The sequence below is a fragment of the Chryseobacterium joostei genome (assembly GCF_003815775.1).
In the GTDB taxonomy this organism is placed as follows: Bacteria; Bacteroidota; Bacteroidia; order Flavobacteriales; family Weeksellaceae; genus Chryseobacterium; species Chryseobacterium joostei.
This window is the reverse complement of the sequence record NZ_CP033926.1, coordinates 1,306,627-1,322,300: the sequence shown is the minus strand read 5'-3', so window position 1 is coordinate 1,322,300 and position 15,674 is coordinate 1,306,627. Positions and strand designations below refer to the sequence as shown.

Genomic DNA, 15,674 nt, shown 5'->3' with positions numbered 1-15,674 from the left:
GTTTTTAGATTAAAATTTCACTGTAATCACTGTTTAAGGCTGCGCTTTTTTATTTTGTATACATGTTTTTATTTTTGCAAATACGTCTTGCGCTTGCTATTGCATGATGTTGAATCATAAAGCTTGAGAAAAAGCGCTAAAATAGGGAAACCGTGGCCTTCAAGTAATAATGGCTATAAAAACCATCAGTAGTTTATTTTTTGCTTTTACATGAAATATGTCCTTATTTCTACTTAGAAAAGCATTAAATTTGCTAAAGAACTGCTAGTGATTATAATGTGTGGTTTATTAAAATTGGATGTTATTAGGGTAGATGTTAGACATCCGGTATTAAATAATTTGTTAGTCACACTCAGCAATTTTTACTGTACCTTAATTAGCCTTCGTATGTGCAGTGGATGTGAAAATAGTGAAGGCAAAAACAATAGAAAATTATGCCGGAATTCAGATTTTCCCTACCAGCGATCAATTCGCTTTATGCAGACCAACAGTTGGCGTATCATCCTAGGGGTGCAATGCTCGTAACAGGCGGACCGGGAAGTGGCAAAACGGTGGTCACTATCTTTAGATTTTTAAGGTCGGTCAGGGATGATAGAGATTTGATGCTCTTTACATATCATAAGACTTTGATCCTAACAATACGTGGCATGTTAAGAGCCAGAGCAGAAGAATTATTTGGCGAACTGGATGAGGAAAGAATCAATGAGATAGTTGAGAATAAATTGTCCACATTTTTCCAGTGGCATCAGGATAATATAGGATTATTTAGGCCAGAGGCTACCAGCGAGGAATGTGCCAGAAATTTTCGGGGTTATATTGGAAGTCGTAGGAGAAATAATATAAAGTTGGATGAACTGTTTTTTGACGAGGGCCAGGATTTACCACGTATTGTATACAACAATGTCGGTGAGCTGACAACAAATGTAAGTGTCGGAGCAGATAGGGCACAAAATTTCAAAGGTTACTATCCAGAAGACCAAGCAGAGGACATTATCTTAAGTGGTATTCGGATGCACATAGATAGCAGACGGCAATATCTTGATGGAAATCATCGAAATACACGTCAAATATTTGAACTCGCCAAAAAATTTGTACCAGAAGATCTCAGAGTTCAGGCCATGAGGTCCGAAGGACTTCGAGAAGGAAATGAGCCTGAAATTAGACCAGGACTTAGTGAAGCTCAACAATTAGCGGAAATTAAAAGGATCATTGAAAATTTTCCGACTAGTAATATTGGTATACTGTGTCATTTTGGGAATGAGGTCGAAACAATTAAAGACTATCTGATCGGTGAAGGCTATTCCTGTGCAGAGAACGCTAAGGATGAAAAAGCGTTTTCTTACTACTGGCACGATATGGATAGAATTGATGAAGCTGTTTTAAAAAAGAAATTTAGGACCCCATTTATTACTACTTTTGAGTCGTGCAAAGGGTTAGAATTTGATATTGTGATCATGCCGTTTTTTCAGCTGTCAAATAGGGCGCTGACAGCGCGGAATAGTGATGGTAGAACATGGGCGACAAGAGGTCATTATTATGTGGCAGTGACAAGGGCTAGAAGTGATATTTATATATTATATAGTTTCAAACCAGCTTCGATGAATTTCTATGATGAGGCGGAAAAAACAGATAAATTTAAAGGATTGTTATAATTCGAAAAAGGATGATTAGTAATGGCTAAAAATAGAAAAAGAAAATCGGAAATAAAAAAGGATCAGAGTAACTCAAATGAGAATAAAAATCTTTTTGATGAATCCATAGCATATAAAGATCCGAATGATCAAAATGCCAAACCTGAAGACAGTCAAGAAATAGGTACAGAAACTTCAGATGAAAAGGAATCTGTCGTACTTGATGTGCAAGATCAGGATGATACAGTGAACAGAAGTGATACAAATTTTGTGACTCAGGGAGACGAAATTTTTTCAGTAGAGGAAAATGCTGGTTCCCAACAGAAGGTTTATCAAAGTGGTGAAATTGTATCATGGAATTTTTCTTCAGAAAATTTGGAGGGAAACAATGAAGCAGCTACTGAAAAAAAGTCGGTTTCAGAGAATAGAACAAAAGATTCGGACGATATTCTTAAAGAATTTGAGAAGGCATCGAGTGAAATACAAGTAGCTTTAGATATTCAAAAATTCGATATCGATAAATCGGTCTATATTGAAATTCACTCAGGAAATATATTTCATTATTTTTCTTCGGGACTTGTCAGTCCATCAAAATACGTCGATCGCCGGGCATTTCCCGACCTTCAAACAGTAAACAAGGATTATCTGGTATTGGTAAATACGTATTCTCATTCCTCTACAGAGGATCATATTTTATTAGAAATAGACCTGAGGGGAATTTCAAGAGATAGTATTGTGCTTTGTGATAATTTTGCGCTTCTTGAAACTCCAATAGCGGTTAGTAAAATAAAGAGCATAACTGTTCAGCATTCTTTTATTAAGGACAGCATAATTAAGGACGCAATTTTGTTCAACGGAGGTTTTATTCCCGAACATCTTATAACGGTGGGTAAAGAAGTTGACAAACAACAATATGATGTTCACATTGATAATACTGCGGATGTTGCAAATTACGCAGGAAAGATGGACAAATTTGATAGGGTGCTCGGTCTTCTAGCTTTTCTTCGCAACTATGATATATTAATTTCTTCTAAAACGAAGTCCTATAAGACTTTGCCAAATCATTTCTTTTATGCCATGCAGGTTCTAGATGAAAGTTTTGGGAACGAAATAATTGCTAAAAGTACTATATCAGAGTTCTACAGCTTTCTGTTTAATGACTCATGTCCTCCTGAAAAAGAGCTTTTAAAATGGATCTTTACCAGAGTAAATATCGATTCGAATTTTACGGATGATGATACCTTAGAATTTGGAAAACTGATGGAAAAAGTCAACGATGATGCAGCAACCATTCGTAAAAAATTTATAGGATTTTTATCACAAAATTTAGAGCGTAAAAAGGCTTTAACACTAATTGACGAAGCTAAGTCAAAATCTCAGTTACAACTTTATCTGTTTGCCTTTCTTAGAAATTATGCAAACTTAAATAATATAGAAATTTCAAGAAGAGATCTCGAATCTGTATATTCAACCAGCTTTGGGGAATATGCATTTGCCGTTTTAGGTTATTTTTATGGATACAAAAATTTGAATAATACAGATGAACGAATCAATCTGCCAAATGTAATCGCTGATCTCGTTAGTACAAACAAACCTGCGATCAAATTTCAGTTGACAACAAAGTTTGATTATCAGATTTTTGAATATGTCTACAACTTTGCTTTTGGCAAGGAATCAGAGAATGGTAAGTCATTTATTCGCATTCCTGACGATTTAGTTGACGAGAAGCCCGTATTAAAGCGTGAAATTCCAAATTATCGGGTATTTGAAACCATGATATATGGTAAGCGATATCTAAATCTGGCATTTAATGATCTTTTCTCTGTCATATTGGAGGATGTGTTAAAGCTTCCGGAAGAAATACCGCTGATTTCTGATTTTGGTGTATTCTGTTATAACGCTAGATTAAATATCAAGCCGATTTATATTATGGATATACATCATGCCGGATCGATTTACGATAGAGCATGTTTTTCCAGAAATGACTTATACAACTATCTTAAAGAAAACAGAAGCTCCATTGATGTGAAAGAGATTCAAATGAGGCTTCAACTTTCGAAAAATACGTCAGATGATGGAATTAAGTGATTTTAGTGCACGGATAATCCAGTTAATTCCGGAAGAGATAATAAACTATGTCGCAGAGAATCAAAGTCAGCTCAAGCTTATGTTTATTAATCTTGAAGTTGATGCACTAAGTATTGAACAATGTTCAACGGTTCTCTTGAGATTGAGTTCTCTTGATCTGGTAAAAGACCAGAGAGAAACAGGCGAAATGCAATTTCTATATAAAGAACTCGGACTATTTTTTAAAAAAGCGAATAAGCAGGGACATGTGGAAAACTGTGCGGGTGAGCTGTCGACGAATATTTTTAAAAACAGGCTTATCGCATGGCTTCACCATAAACATTATACGAATGCTAGATCTCATATTGGCCTTTTTGAGAACTACCTGGAAAAGCTATCCTTAGCTATAACCGATGGAGAAGAAGACTATGAAAATGATGTGCTGCGTGATCTACATACTTACTATGAGGAAACTTCCGAACTTCTTGAAGAGCATGGACAACAGGATTTTTTGCAGCAATTCCAAGAGCTATTTGATAATAATGACCTGATTGAACGGCACAAAGTACTTGATTGCTATCAAATAAATAAGCATCAATTCACAACGGAAGTTGTTATTATAGAAGAGAGAGAGAAAATCTATGAGCCATCTGTTTTCACCGCGGCTTTGTTCGAGGCCAAGTTTCTGAATTACGTTAAAGACCACCATCGAACAATATGGTATGAAATACTCCTCGGATATGATGCTCAAACAATTCGAAAGAAAATAATAAATTTTGGACAGGCTCATTTTGATAAAACATACGAACATCTGAGCGCGAATGATATCGTAAAGTTGTATTCGTATTTTAATATGCGTAAACACTATTTTTCCACTTTGTATTTATTGGAGCGTTTTGACCTGATTCATCGTTACCATAATGTTAATGGTAGGATTAAATTTATAGACATTGGATGCGGGCCTGCTACTTCTGGCATAGCTTTAGTCGATCATTTAAATACAAAGCATGCAGGTGTTGTTAGTTTTGATTATTTCGGGGTCGATTTTTATAATTCGATGCGAGAAGAAGCTGAATATATGATGAACAATGATGTTTATGTAAATGAAAATTCTACATTTTATATGGAGCGGTTAGGTCATCTAAATTATGACGATTTAGATGATGCCAATAGCATTTTTGTAAACACTTGTTATCTTTTTGCGAGCGATAGCCTTGATGAAGAAGAACTTGCCCGTGATGTAATGAACGTGAGAAAGGCTAAAGAGGAAACTCCTTTGTATATTCTGTATCAGAATACGACAGAGGTTGTGAAAAATGAAAAGTATAATTCATTTAAAACTTACCTTGGTGAATTTAACGTGGTCTTCAGTGCGAAATGCCGTATCTTCTATAATACAAAACGAAATAGTTACAACAGTCCAACTCTAGAAAATGTTAATTTTGAAATTTTAGAAATAGTGTAATAATGTACGATTTATTTAACCCTGTGCCGGATGACCTGGATAATATTCCTTCAGTGAATGAAGAGGTAGATTTTAGTGAGATTAAGGGACTTCAATATATTCCGAGCTTTATAACTCGTTCTGAGGAAATCAACCTAATAGGTGCAATAAATAGTGAACCATGGTTGGACGATCTGAAAAGAAGAGTTCAGCATTATGGTTATAAATATGATTATAGGGCTCGCTCATTGAATTATTCGATGTTTCTTGGAAATTTGCCTGTCTGGGTTTACCCCATTCTTAGAAAAATAAGACATAGAAATATCATTCATGAAGATGCTGATCAGCTTATTGTTAATGAGTATTTACCGGGACAGGGCATCGCAAACCATGTTGACTGTCAGCCATGCTTTGGTGAGACCATTTTCTCGCTAAGCCTAGGATCAACCTGTGTAATGGATTTTATTAATATCGAAACTAAAGAAGTAAAGTCTATCTTATTGGAACCAAGAAGTTTGATTGTAATGTCAGATGAAGCTAGATATAAATGGAGCCATGGTATTTCGGGGAGAAAGTCCGATGTATATAGGGGGAAAACAATTTCGCGGACTACCAGAATCTCACTTACCTTTCGAAAGGTCATCTTCAGTTAAAATCAAAGTTTATAATATACAGTTTTAAGGCAAATCCAATATTAGGTTAAGTTAAAATTGTCCTAGCTTGTTTTATCTGGTTCAACGAAAACAGTTAACTTCATTCTTACTTTATAAAACTTGCTAAGAACTACGGTTAAATAATGCTTAGAATTCAATTTTTAATCATCAATTATCTCTCTGACTATGCAGCTGGAAGAGAAATTTAACAAAAAGCCTATGAATGAATTTCATAGGCACTATTTAAACTGAAAAAATACATCATGCATGGATATTTCGACAGAAATATTTTAGGGTTTATCAACCATTCTGCGGATCCTTTATTTGAATATCGATTGCTGTATCATTAGCTTTGATGAAATACTTCATTTCAGAAAGCCCAAAAACATTAACATTGTCGTGACCTGAAATGTAAGTGTTATTTTCGATATACATGCCGTCTTTGAATAGGAACTGTTCAATTTCTTTGGCCTTCAAAATTTTTGTATTACCAAAATTGTTTTTATAAGGCTGACCAATCCTATTAATGTAGATATTATTTTGAATTGTTGTATATGGATGCAAAATTAGCAGATAGTCTTTTGCTCTGCTTATGGCAACATTGTAAATGTATTCTTTGGATAATAAGGCTTTTTGATGTCCTGAGTAAAAATAGTTGTTAGGATTGCAAATGAAAAAGATCATATCACATTCGTCCCCCTGAAAACCGTGAACAGTGTCTGACAATACCTTTATATTTTTTGAGATCCCATAAGAAGTTATTAATTTGTTAAGTATTATTGCTTGTGCTTTGTATGGAGCTATCAAACCTACTGTCCATTGCCCATCTTTGTTTGCAGAATCAAATTCCTTGATGATTTCCGATACCATTATGGTACAATAAATATGATATGAACTGTAAAAAAGTTTATGTACTTTATAAATCGAATTATCTTCATCGAGCGGAACATCAATAAATGTTACGTTTGATGTAATCAAATTTTTAAACTTCTCCGGTAATGGTTTAGGTTCTCTGTTGGCCGTATCTCTATGATGTTTTAGAAGACTTGAGTAAGAAAGTTCGCTAAAGAGCTGTCCAATTTTCGGAATGCTGCGGTATTGTGTGTCAAGATTTTGAATTGTGTCAATTTCTCTGATAGCTTGTTCTTTAGGATCGAAACTTTCAAGACGCACCATCTTGTAAATATTTTCGTCTTGAAAGTCAAAATTTTCCAACTCTTTATCATTAATTTCAATAACCGGAGGAATTTGTTTTGGATCGCCTGCAATAATAAAATTTGTGTTCCTTTTTGTCTTGAATAAACTCATCAATGCAAATGCGATGTAATGTAATCCAGTCATTGATGCTTCATCGAAAATAACGTGGTCAAAGTTTTTGTGCTTAAAAAGTTTGTATCCAAAGTTTTCTCCATCTTTTTCAGCGTTAATTTCGAAATATGGCAAACGATGAATGGTAGTAGCAATAACATTTATATTATTTATGGATTTATGATCCAATGAATCTATATAGATGTCACTTTCTTCTAATTCAGGATCTGTTGGACGGCTTAAACGCGCTGAATAAATATTGGAATTAATCTCTAGTAATTTTTTACAAATTACATCTGCTGCTTTATTGGTTGGCGTGAGCACTAAAAACTTGGCATTTGGGTTCTCACTCAAGATGCTATTTATTTTATTGCACAATGTGGTTGTTTTACCAGTTCCCGGCGGCCCATAGATATAGTTCAGTGGAGGTAGTGACTCTTGAATATTTTCCCATTCATCAATGTAGTTTGCGTTAGTGAATGCTTTGTAAAGCCTGTCGAGCAAATCAATGGCAGGGGTAAAATTGATCTCGATTTTAAACACTTTTGATAATCGAGAAACGATACTTCCAGACATTTTTTCGCGACAATAGATCAACAAATCCTGGCCCTTTTTAGAAACCCCTTCGACGATAATGTTCTCTTTCTTTTGGTCGTCAAATACAAGGGAGACTTTGAAATCGTCTGCATTTTCAATGTCGGACGAAATATAACTGCTAGCACCGCGCAATAGAAAGTACTTACTATCGGTTTTGTAAGGTTTTATTTCCTGGAACAAAATTGCTTTCTGTCTATTTATGTCTTGTTTTTCTGTATATGTTGTAAGCAATTGTAGATAAGCCTTAAACCAAGCATAGGAATATTTGACACTCTTATTAATGTTTTGAGCCAGATCGATTCTGTTTTTTTTGATTTCAAGCTGCCTTTTTAAATCTTCAATTCCTTCGGCAAGTTGTTCATCTTGGTCAAAGTCAGCTAATGAATTTGATCGTTCTTTTTCAGGTTTTGGTGGTGTTACAGATTCTGCAAGATTCTCCAGACTATCAATGGCATCAGATAAATCGTCTATATGAAACTCTGAATTTTTCCCTGACGAATTTCTCTCTGTTTTTCTCTTTTCCTTTTCCCTTTTTTCATCCAAGGCTTTTCTAGCTTCCTCCGCTTCCTGTTCATTTTCAAATTTCTGTGCAATTCTTTCCGTTTCCGTAAACACAACAGTAGGCTTAAATGCAAGGATATGTTCTAAATCTGCGTCAAAAGCATAAACTTCTGATAATTCATAAATGGTAATTTCATGAGGTGCTACAAATATATCTTTAGTAGATAAAAGCCATTTTTCAGATTTTAATAAAGTAAGTACCGTTGATTCGAAAGATTGGTATAGTTGCGAATAATTGAAGTATCTGTGATTGCCTTTCGAATAGGAAGCATTAGGTAATTCTTTTAAATAATTCCATAAGATTAAAGAAGCATTACTATCAATTTTAGTTAAAAGTTCTTTGCAGCCATCAATTTCTTTGTCGATGGTCCTATTTCTATCGTCATATCCATAGGTCGACTTTTTAAGATTTAATTTTTCTTTTAATTTATGATCTATTATTTCTTTACCATGTATCCTCGGTAATATACTAACTCCCAATTTTAACAAGAATTCTTTTAAAATTTGTTGTTCGGCTTCGTCCTGGATAAAAGTATGGTAATCTTCTAAGTCAACAAACTTTGTGTCAGGTTTTCTTTCGAAATATTGATGTAATTCTGTACTTGGAAAATAGATTTCATTTGCGATTCCACGAAAAGTAGTGTCGTTTTCTTTTGTCTTGAACGAAATAAATTCTTTATCTTTTATTAATTCAATAAAATCTTCTGGTCTACCTTCTTTTTTCCAGTAATTTAGGAACTTTTGGAAGTGGACATCGGTATCAATCTCTCCATCATTATCATAAAGTGGCAATATATGATTGTAAATTTCATCCTTTAGGCTTGGCTTTTTTATACCGAAGTTTTCAAAAAATTCCTTTGTATTTTCATTCGTTAGTAACTCAGCATCTACGGTCTTGTAAGCTGTATTCAGATCATCTAAAGGCAAAAACAGAATTTCATGTAATTCTTTACCATTCTGTTCAAATGCTGGAACAGCATTACCTTGTGCATCCCTGAAAATTGGTTTTGTTTTGAACTTATCCTGATATGATTTCCTTTCAGCTAAATATTCGTAGAATTTATGAAGCCAAACATTTGATTGGTTTTTTATAAAATCAATATTGATTAGGTCTGCAATTTTATTTTCAAAATCCAAACTAGATTTGATCAAGTTTGGCTCTTTTCTGTCCCAGGACCTTTCTGAACCACCATCAATATAATCTGTAACCTCTTTGTCTTTTGTCCTACCTATAGTTGAGAATACCCATTTTGCGTCTTCGTTTTTCACCAATTCTGCAAGTTGTTCGTTAGAGAATAAATTTGCCAAATCAGGAGAATCAGCCCAGTAAGCGTTTTGTTTGTCAACAAAAAAATCACCTTTTGCAGGTAATATTTCCTCGCTTTTGAAAACTTGCTTAATTGTGCTGTAGAAGATCTCAAAGAAATTTTCATGACCGTACTCTATATTCTTGTAAGGAATTATTTCAAGAATTTCATCGTCAATCAGATTCAGTTCTTTCAACATTGATAGGCTGTCAGCTGCAAGTTGAGAAAGTAGCTCCACCATCGTACTGTTGTGATCTTTTGAACGATGTATTCCTTCTCTGCTATCTGTCAACAAGAATGGGGCGTGAAGGATAAAATTTAAATTTGTTGTTTCCTTTGTCGGAAAAAAGCAGAATGCAGGATATTGTTTTGCAGTCAGTCGGTCTTTTTTATTTAGAAAAAAGCCAATAGTGTAGTTAAGATTTTCTTCTGTTGAACTTGAAAATAAATATAATTTTTCTGTGGTTTGACTCAATCCAACTTGTTGATATAATTCAACTTTTTCATAAGAGATATGATTATGTTTTTTTGTTTTACTCTTACTCTTAGTATATTCACCTGTTTGGTTTGCTGCCTTCCATTTTATCTCTTGTAAGGTTGATAGAAACAGCGTAGGGAACACCAATTTTTTCAATTTTTCCAAAATATCCGTATGTGCTCTTTCCGGGGGCATTTCAGTTTTGTTGAATGGAAAATAAAAAACAGTTTCGTTTTGCTGTCTTTCATCTAAATCCTTCTGTAACTTTACAGGTATAATGAACCTGTCAATTTTAAATTGAAAGGTTGGATCATATATATGTGGTGTTTCCGTGTATTGAAAAACAGCTTTAAAACCTACGCCAAATTTGCCTATGGATGACTCTGTTTTATTGCTATTGGCGATTGATGTGATTGAATTAATGTGTCCAAGTGTATTTTTTTCCTTGTCGATGTCTTCTGTGTCTGGATTGGATACGCTAAAATGTATTGTGCCGTTGTGTTTAAAGTATAGGCCCTCATCGGTTAATTGAAAAGAGGATGTTGTTGCTTTTGCGTCATTTGCGTTTTGCAAGAGTTCATAAATAAAGTGGGCTTGGTCACTGTATTTTTCCACGACACTATTTTTAATTCCGCGCATGGACGGCTTTTCAAGCATGATAGCACTTTCTTCTCTATCTTTTGCGAGTTTTTCGAACCAATTTTGGTACTCTTCTGTCATTTTTTTATCGGTTTTATGGTTATGTCTTTATATGAAATGGTATCTAATAATGCTGAACAATTTTAGAACACAGGTTAAATAGGATACGCTATGTAAGTCCAATTCTACGATAATGGAACCATTTAGCATAAACAAACCTAAAATTGTGGGTTTGTGTGAAGGACGATATGGTACAGTGAAACAATTTTACCATTTCTGCTATGCTGCGTTTCATAAAGTCGGATATTGCTTTGTTGTAACCACTCGTGTTTTTTAGCTGATTGTCGGGCATAATGGTAATTATGTTCCGTTGCTATATAGTTGTAATATTTGTTGGAAAATCCGCTATAATTTTTGCCATCATAGTAAACGAGCATAAAGTTGGCTTTGTTGCCATTGGAATCATATTTAAAAACTTTATCTAGGTGAGTGGTTAAATCTGTTTTGTCAAGTGAGGTCAGGTTTAAGGCCTCTATGATAGTGAAAGGAAATTTCTTGGTGTCCAAAATAAATAGATCTATTTCACCTGCGAGAATGCCTGCCGCTGAAGTGGCTCTTTTGGTTTGATCTTTAACATAATAACCCAATGCTTCAAGCTGGTCACTGATAAATGTATTACGATCATCTTCCAGGCAAGGAGGCCAATAAAGCCGGTTAGCTTGCATTCGCATGCACGCTGCAAGTACTATATCGATGAAAGATTGCAGGGTCGGTGATGCCAATTTTTCATAGGCTGAAAGTATCTGAATAGGATCGTTAAAGCTTGTAATGTCCGCAATGACATCTTCAATTGAAGTATTGCTGCGATTTGGGAATATTGTCTGAAGCTTAATGGCAACAGATTCTTGATCTAATTTTTTTTTTTGAAGATGATTGTCTATTAATTCTAGCAGTGAAGTTAGAAAATCGAATTCTTCTCCACTTTCAAGTTCGGACATTCTATTTCTGATCTTGCCTTTTTGAGCATGGAAGTGGAGAGCGAAAAACGGGGTCAATAACTTTCTGTTCATCAGCTTCGCAGAAGAGGAGATAAGGATTTTGTCCAAAAGAACATTGTTGAGGTATTCATCTTCAATGAGCGAAATCTGAAAAAAAATCCTGCTCATGGAATCCCTGAAATCAAGCCAGTCTTCAGGTTTTTCCCTAATGATTGCCAATAGATTCCAAAGCAATCGGTACAGACCAAGGAAAAGAGATGAACGATGATTGGTTAGGGAATTTGCATCAAATATAAATAAGTGCCCAGACAGTACAGTCATTAACTCTGGTGTTCGGTCAATATCTCCGTGTAAAATGTTGATAAATATTCTGCAGATAGTGCTATAAATGATTGCATCAATCCTATTTTCGATGTTTCGGTTAGCATTATTGAAATGATTCTCAGCATTTTCTAAATGTGAAATAATGTCCGACTTGGAATCAGTTGCAAGGGCTTTCTTTAACTCAAATAGTGCAAGGCGTAGACAGCTTTCTGCAACAATCTCGCCTTGCAGATCTTTTGTTCCTTCGTTATATATATGATTTATTGCTGATTCATCATGATCAAAGAAAAGATATAGTGCCCTTAAACGTTCAATATTTAAATGAAGCCCGCAGTTTTTATTCCAATTATCGATCAGTAGTGAAAGTGCATATCTTGAATTAATCTTATTTATAACCACAAGAGATATAAATGCTTTTAATGCTTGTTGTTTAACGTAACGGTTCTCCGCATCGTCCTGCAATATAGACACAAAAAAACGATTGATATCGATAGCATTGACTTCTGTATAGTTGTCCTCGCCCTTATCAAAATATTGAATTTTTGCCGGAAGGTTATAGGCTCTAAATTCTGTTATACTGATCATTTAAAATACGAATTGGTCTTCTGGTGTTACATGTTGGTTTGGCACGGCATCAATTAAGGATCTTTCTGCCGAGCCTACCAGAATCTGCAATTTAGTCCCAAAACGCTCATGAATAGTGGCCAGTAGATTAGAAAGACCTGACATATAATTAGCATCAGCTTCCTCTTTTGCCGGACTGTCAATAATCAAAAATTTCGTATGGCGTCCAAAATTGTATTCGATGTCCAGCTGGATCAGGCTGAGGTACAGTGCAAGTTTCGCCCTGAGCTGTTCTCCCTCAGCTATTTCTTCAAAACCAATATGGTCACCGTCCTGCTTGTACTTTATGTCAAAATTTGCAGTGATGATGATTTCTGATATTGATTTCATACCCATTTGATGTATTTCGTTGAGCATCAGTGCAGATAATCGGTTGAGCACATTTTCACTATGTTTAAAACGCTGTGTGCCGAGCTCTGTGATAGCTTTTTCATAAACTTTAATTTTGAGATCATAATCATTTTCTTCCTGTGCTAAAGTGGGGTGTTTTTCCTGAAGTTGAAAATTTATGACAGCTCTCTCAGCAATGAGTTCTTCTCTATTTACATCGATAGGATCGTTAACTAGAGTTTGCTGGCTAAGAATTTCGTTCAGAGTTTCAAGTCTTTCCGAAATGTCTGTCATACCAAGAAGATGATCAAGTTCCTGACCAAATTTTATTATATTGGCGTAATGCATATCATAGTCATCTTTCTCTTCTCGGTTTTTGAGTTTTTCGAGATCAATTTGAAGCCCGGACAAAGTAATCTTTAAATTACGTATTTTTCCCTCATATATTTCTTTTTCATCTATGTCCTGCTCCGGTTCTATATCATCATGGCATACAGAACATGTTTTGGCCCTTAATGCATTTTGCTTCTGATGTTCCGAGATAGAGTGGTTGCAGCTTGGGCATTTACTGATATCAAGGTTTGCGAAATATATACCAATTTCAACGTATTCTTCCAGATCAGAAATCTGTTTGTTGACTTTACGTATTTCACGGTCCAAGTGTACTTTTGCTTCGCTATGCTGTTTACGTTTTTCTTTTATCGCATCAAGTGCAGATTTTTCGCTATCAATTTTTTGTTGAGCTGCACTAATTTTCTCACCATTTTCCTTAAGGGAATTTAAGAGATTTTCACGTTCTTTATAATACTCGGTCAGGTCAAGTTTGGACGTAGCCTGCTGTGAACCTGCTGCAAGTTTATCATCGATTTCCTTCAATTGATTATTCAACTGCTCAATCTTTTCGCTATGGGAAGATTCAAGCTCCTTGAGAAGAGAATTCTTTTTTGCCCTTTCGAAAACAAGTTTATCTTTTTCTACGCTGAAATAATTGATGGCGTAGGTAAATTCAAGCCCCAATAACATCTGAAATATTTTTTTGCCTTGGTCACCAAACATTATTGCACTGTCACTTGATTCAAGAAAAATGGATTTAAAATAGGTTTTCCAACTTGTCCCCACTTCGAGAAGCTCATTTTTGTCTTTCTGTGAGGTTTTTTGCGTCCATCGTAAAGAATAGTAGGTGAATTGTTTGAAGAAAAAATCCTGTATTTTATTCTGATATTCGGTTTCACCTGAGCTTTCAAATAATATTTGTTCACTAAAATTTTCTACCTGTTCTATGGACAGAACATGACAGCTGTAGAGAATTCCTTTTAAGCTTCTTTTAGAGCAATCCAAGAAAATACTGTATTCTTTTTCGTTGATTTTGAAGTTTATCAAGATCAGTTTGATCCATTTTTTAATATTTGTTTTTAGGGAGTTAGCTCCTGTAAGGCCATATTTGAGGATTTTGAAAATACTGGATTTTCCTTTGAGATTGTCAGCGATCCAGATGTTGATTCCAGAATCTATGGCTTTAGAATAGTTTATTATATCTCCTGCATAGTCGTTAGCTTCTTCGGATATTTTTTCTCCCTGAAATGCCACACTTGTTATAGTCAATCTTTTCCCTGTTGATACTGGACTATCTTTGGTGAAGGCTTCCCCAATATTTAACAACTGTTCAATCTGTTCAACTGGTGTATCGTGAAAATCTGCGTGAATTACTTTTACGAATTCCTTAAAATCTAAACTTTTCATATTATTTCGTTGTATAGCTGGCTGTATTCTTTCCTTACTGTTTCTTCGATAGATCCGATGTACTCTTTATAACTTGTATCTCTATATTGATCGACTCTGTATTGATTTACTTTCAACTGTGTACCAGAAAGATCTCCAAAATATTCGGCGATGAGTAGGCATCGTTCTTTGTACCACTGGATAAATTTCATGTCGGAAATACCCATTGCCATTTTATCCTCTGCAGCCTTCAAAATATAGTATTGTTTGTCGATGGTCTTAAAATCACTGCTTTTCTTACTGTCAAATTCGATAAAACCTATGCCGGATAAGAAACCGATGATATCATCAATATCTTCATATGCTCCATAGAAGAATCTTTCCATTTCAAGACGTTTCAGCGTAGGCTCGTTTGTTTGTAGTATATTTCTGACTATATCTTTAATTTTTGCTGATTTGCTTTTATCGTTTTTGGCTATCAATAGCAATTCATAAGCTAAATAATCGGGATTTCTGAATAGAAAATCTATTTTCTGAATTCTTGTTTCCGTTTTGAAAAGTCTGACAGCATGTGGCCTTTCATCACTTGTGAAAGGTTCGCTGAAAAAATATAGAATAAAAAAAATTCGAATTCTATCTTTGTAAGAGCGGATTTCATTTTTTTCCATTAAGGAGTTATCAGGTTAATAGATGTTAAATTTATCTTTAAAAGTAATATGATCAAAATAAAAATGCACAAATTTTCTTGGTCTGAGAGCAATGTCTTGGTAACTTTATAAGGGCCACATTTCAATTTGCATCTTAAAAAAAATTTGCTGGGGTCGTACCATATTTCTTTTTATTCCTAAAATTAAAGATTATTTCATAATTGAGGTTACGGGATACCGTAATGAGTCTCCTCTCGGTTGCAATTTTGGTATATTTCATTATCTATTACTCATTCGATATCAGAAATATTATTTTGTGGGATTTTTTTCTTTAGTTGTTCAGATAA

8 protein-coding genes are annotated in these 15,674 nt (G+C 34.7%); 4 read left to right on the top strand and 4 right to left on the bottom strand.

Annotated elements, in window-relative coordinates; genetic code table 11:
• The first annotated feature begins 434 nt into the window (after positions 1-434).
• From EG359_RS06155 to EG359_RS06140, 4 genes are read left to right on the top strand one after another with little or no spacing between them, the layout of a single operon-like run.
• Positions 435-1,652 carry a DEAD/DEAH box helicase gene (locus tag EG359_RS06155; RefSeq protein WP_076350944.1) on the top strand — a complete coding sequence of 406 codons (1,218 nt, stop codon included), beginning with the start codon at positions 435-437 and terminating at the stop codon, positions 1,650-1,652.
• Positions 1,653-1,673: 21 nt separating this feature from the next.
• The gene (locus tag EG359_RS06150) at positions 1,674-3,719 is read left to right on the top strand and encodes a hypothetical protein (RefSeq protein WP_076350946.1); all 2,046 of its coding nucleotides are present in this window, start codon (positions 1,674-1,676) and stop codon (positions 3,717-3,719) included.
• Positions 3,703-5,163 (top strand): hypothetical protein, encoded by a 1,461-nt coding sequence (locus EG359_RS06145; RefSeq protein WP_076350948.1) that lies wholly within the window; start codon positions 3,703-3,705, stop codon positions 5,161-5,163. The genes EG359_RS06150 and EG359_RS06145 overlap by 17 nt, the downstream gene beginning before the upstream one ends.
• Before the next feature lie 2 nt (positions 5,164-5,165).
• Positions 5,166-5,795 carry an alpha-ketoglutarate-dependent dioxygenase AlkB gene (locus EG359_RS06140; RefSeq protein WP_076350950.1) on the top strand — a complete coding sequence of 210 codons (630 nt, stop codon included), beginning with the start codon at positions 5,166-5,168 and terminating at the stop codon, positions 5,793-5,795.
• A gap of 300 nt (positions 5,796-6,095) precedes the next feature.
• Here the strand turns inward: EG359_RS06140 and EG359_RS06135 are convergent, their stop codons facing one another.
• The 4 genes from EG359_RS06135 to EG359_RS06120 all read right to left on the bottom strand — a co-directional run bounded on the left by EG359_RS06135 (position 6,096) and on the right by EG359_RS06120 (position 15,348).
• Positions 6,096-10,766, bottom strand: coding sequence for an AAA domain-containing protein (locus tag EG359_RS06135; protein ID WP_076350952.1), 4,671 nt, complete (start codon positions 10,764-10,766; stop codon positions 6,096-6,098).
• Between the two features lie 137 nt (positions 10,767-10,903).
• Positions 10,904-12,592: a response regulator gene (locus EG359_RS06130; RefSeq protein WP_076350954.1), complete on the bottom strand. Its 1,689-nt coding sequence runs from the start codon at positions 12,590-12,592 to the stop codon at positions 10,904-10,906.
• Entirely contained in the window at positions 12,593-14,701 is a 2,109-nt protein-coding gene (locus EG359_RS06125) for a coiled-coil domain-containing protein (RefSeq protein WP_076350956.1), read from the bottom strand.
• A complete protein-coding gene (locus EG359_RS06120) occupies positions 14,698-15,348 on the bottom strand; it encodes a hypothetical protein (RefSeq protein WP_076350958.1) in 651 nt (216 codons plus the stop codon). Before EG359_RS06120 ends, EG359_RS06125 begins: the two co-directional genes overlap by 4 nt.
• Positions 15,349-15,674 lie beyond the last annotated feature (326 nt).

Coding starts and splice junctions, on each gene's coding strand:
- EG359_RS06125 (WP_076350956.1), bottom strand. CDS start 14,701: ATGAAAAGTTTAGATTTTAAGGAATTCGTAAAAGTAATTCACGCAGAT.
- EG359_RS06140 (WP_076350950.1), top strand. CDS start 5,166: ATGTACGATTTATTTAACCCTGTGCCGGATGACCTGGATAATATTCCT.
- EG359_RS06150 (WP_076350946.1), top strand. CDS start 1,674: ATGGCTAAAAATAGAAAAAGAAAATCGGAAATAAAAAAGGATCAGAGT.
- EG359_RS06145 (WP_076350948.1), top strand. CDS start 3,703: ATGATGGAATTAAGTGATTTTAGTGCACGGATAATCCAGTTAATTCCG.
- EG359_RS06155 (WP_076350944.1), top strand. CDS start 435: ATGCCGGAATTCAGATTTTCCCTACCAGCGATCAATTCGCTTTATGCA.
- EG359_RS06120 (WP_076350958.1), bottom strand. CDS start 15,348: ATGGAAAAAAATGAAATCCGCTCTTACAAAGATAGAATTCGAATTTTT.
- EG359_RS06130 (WP_076350954.1), bottom strand. CDS start 12,592: ATGATCAGTATAACAGAATTTAGAGCCTATAACCTTCCGGCAAAAATT.
- EG359_RS06135 (WP_076350952.1), bottom strand. CDS start 10,766: ATGACAGAAGAGTACCAAAATTGGTTCGAAAAACTCGCAAAAGATAGA.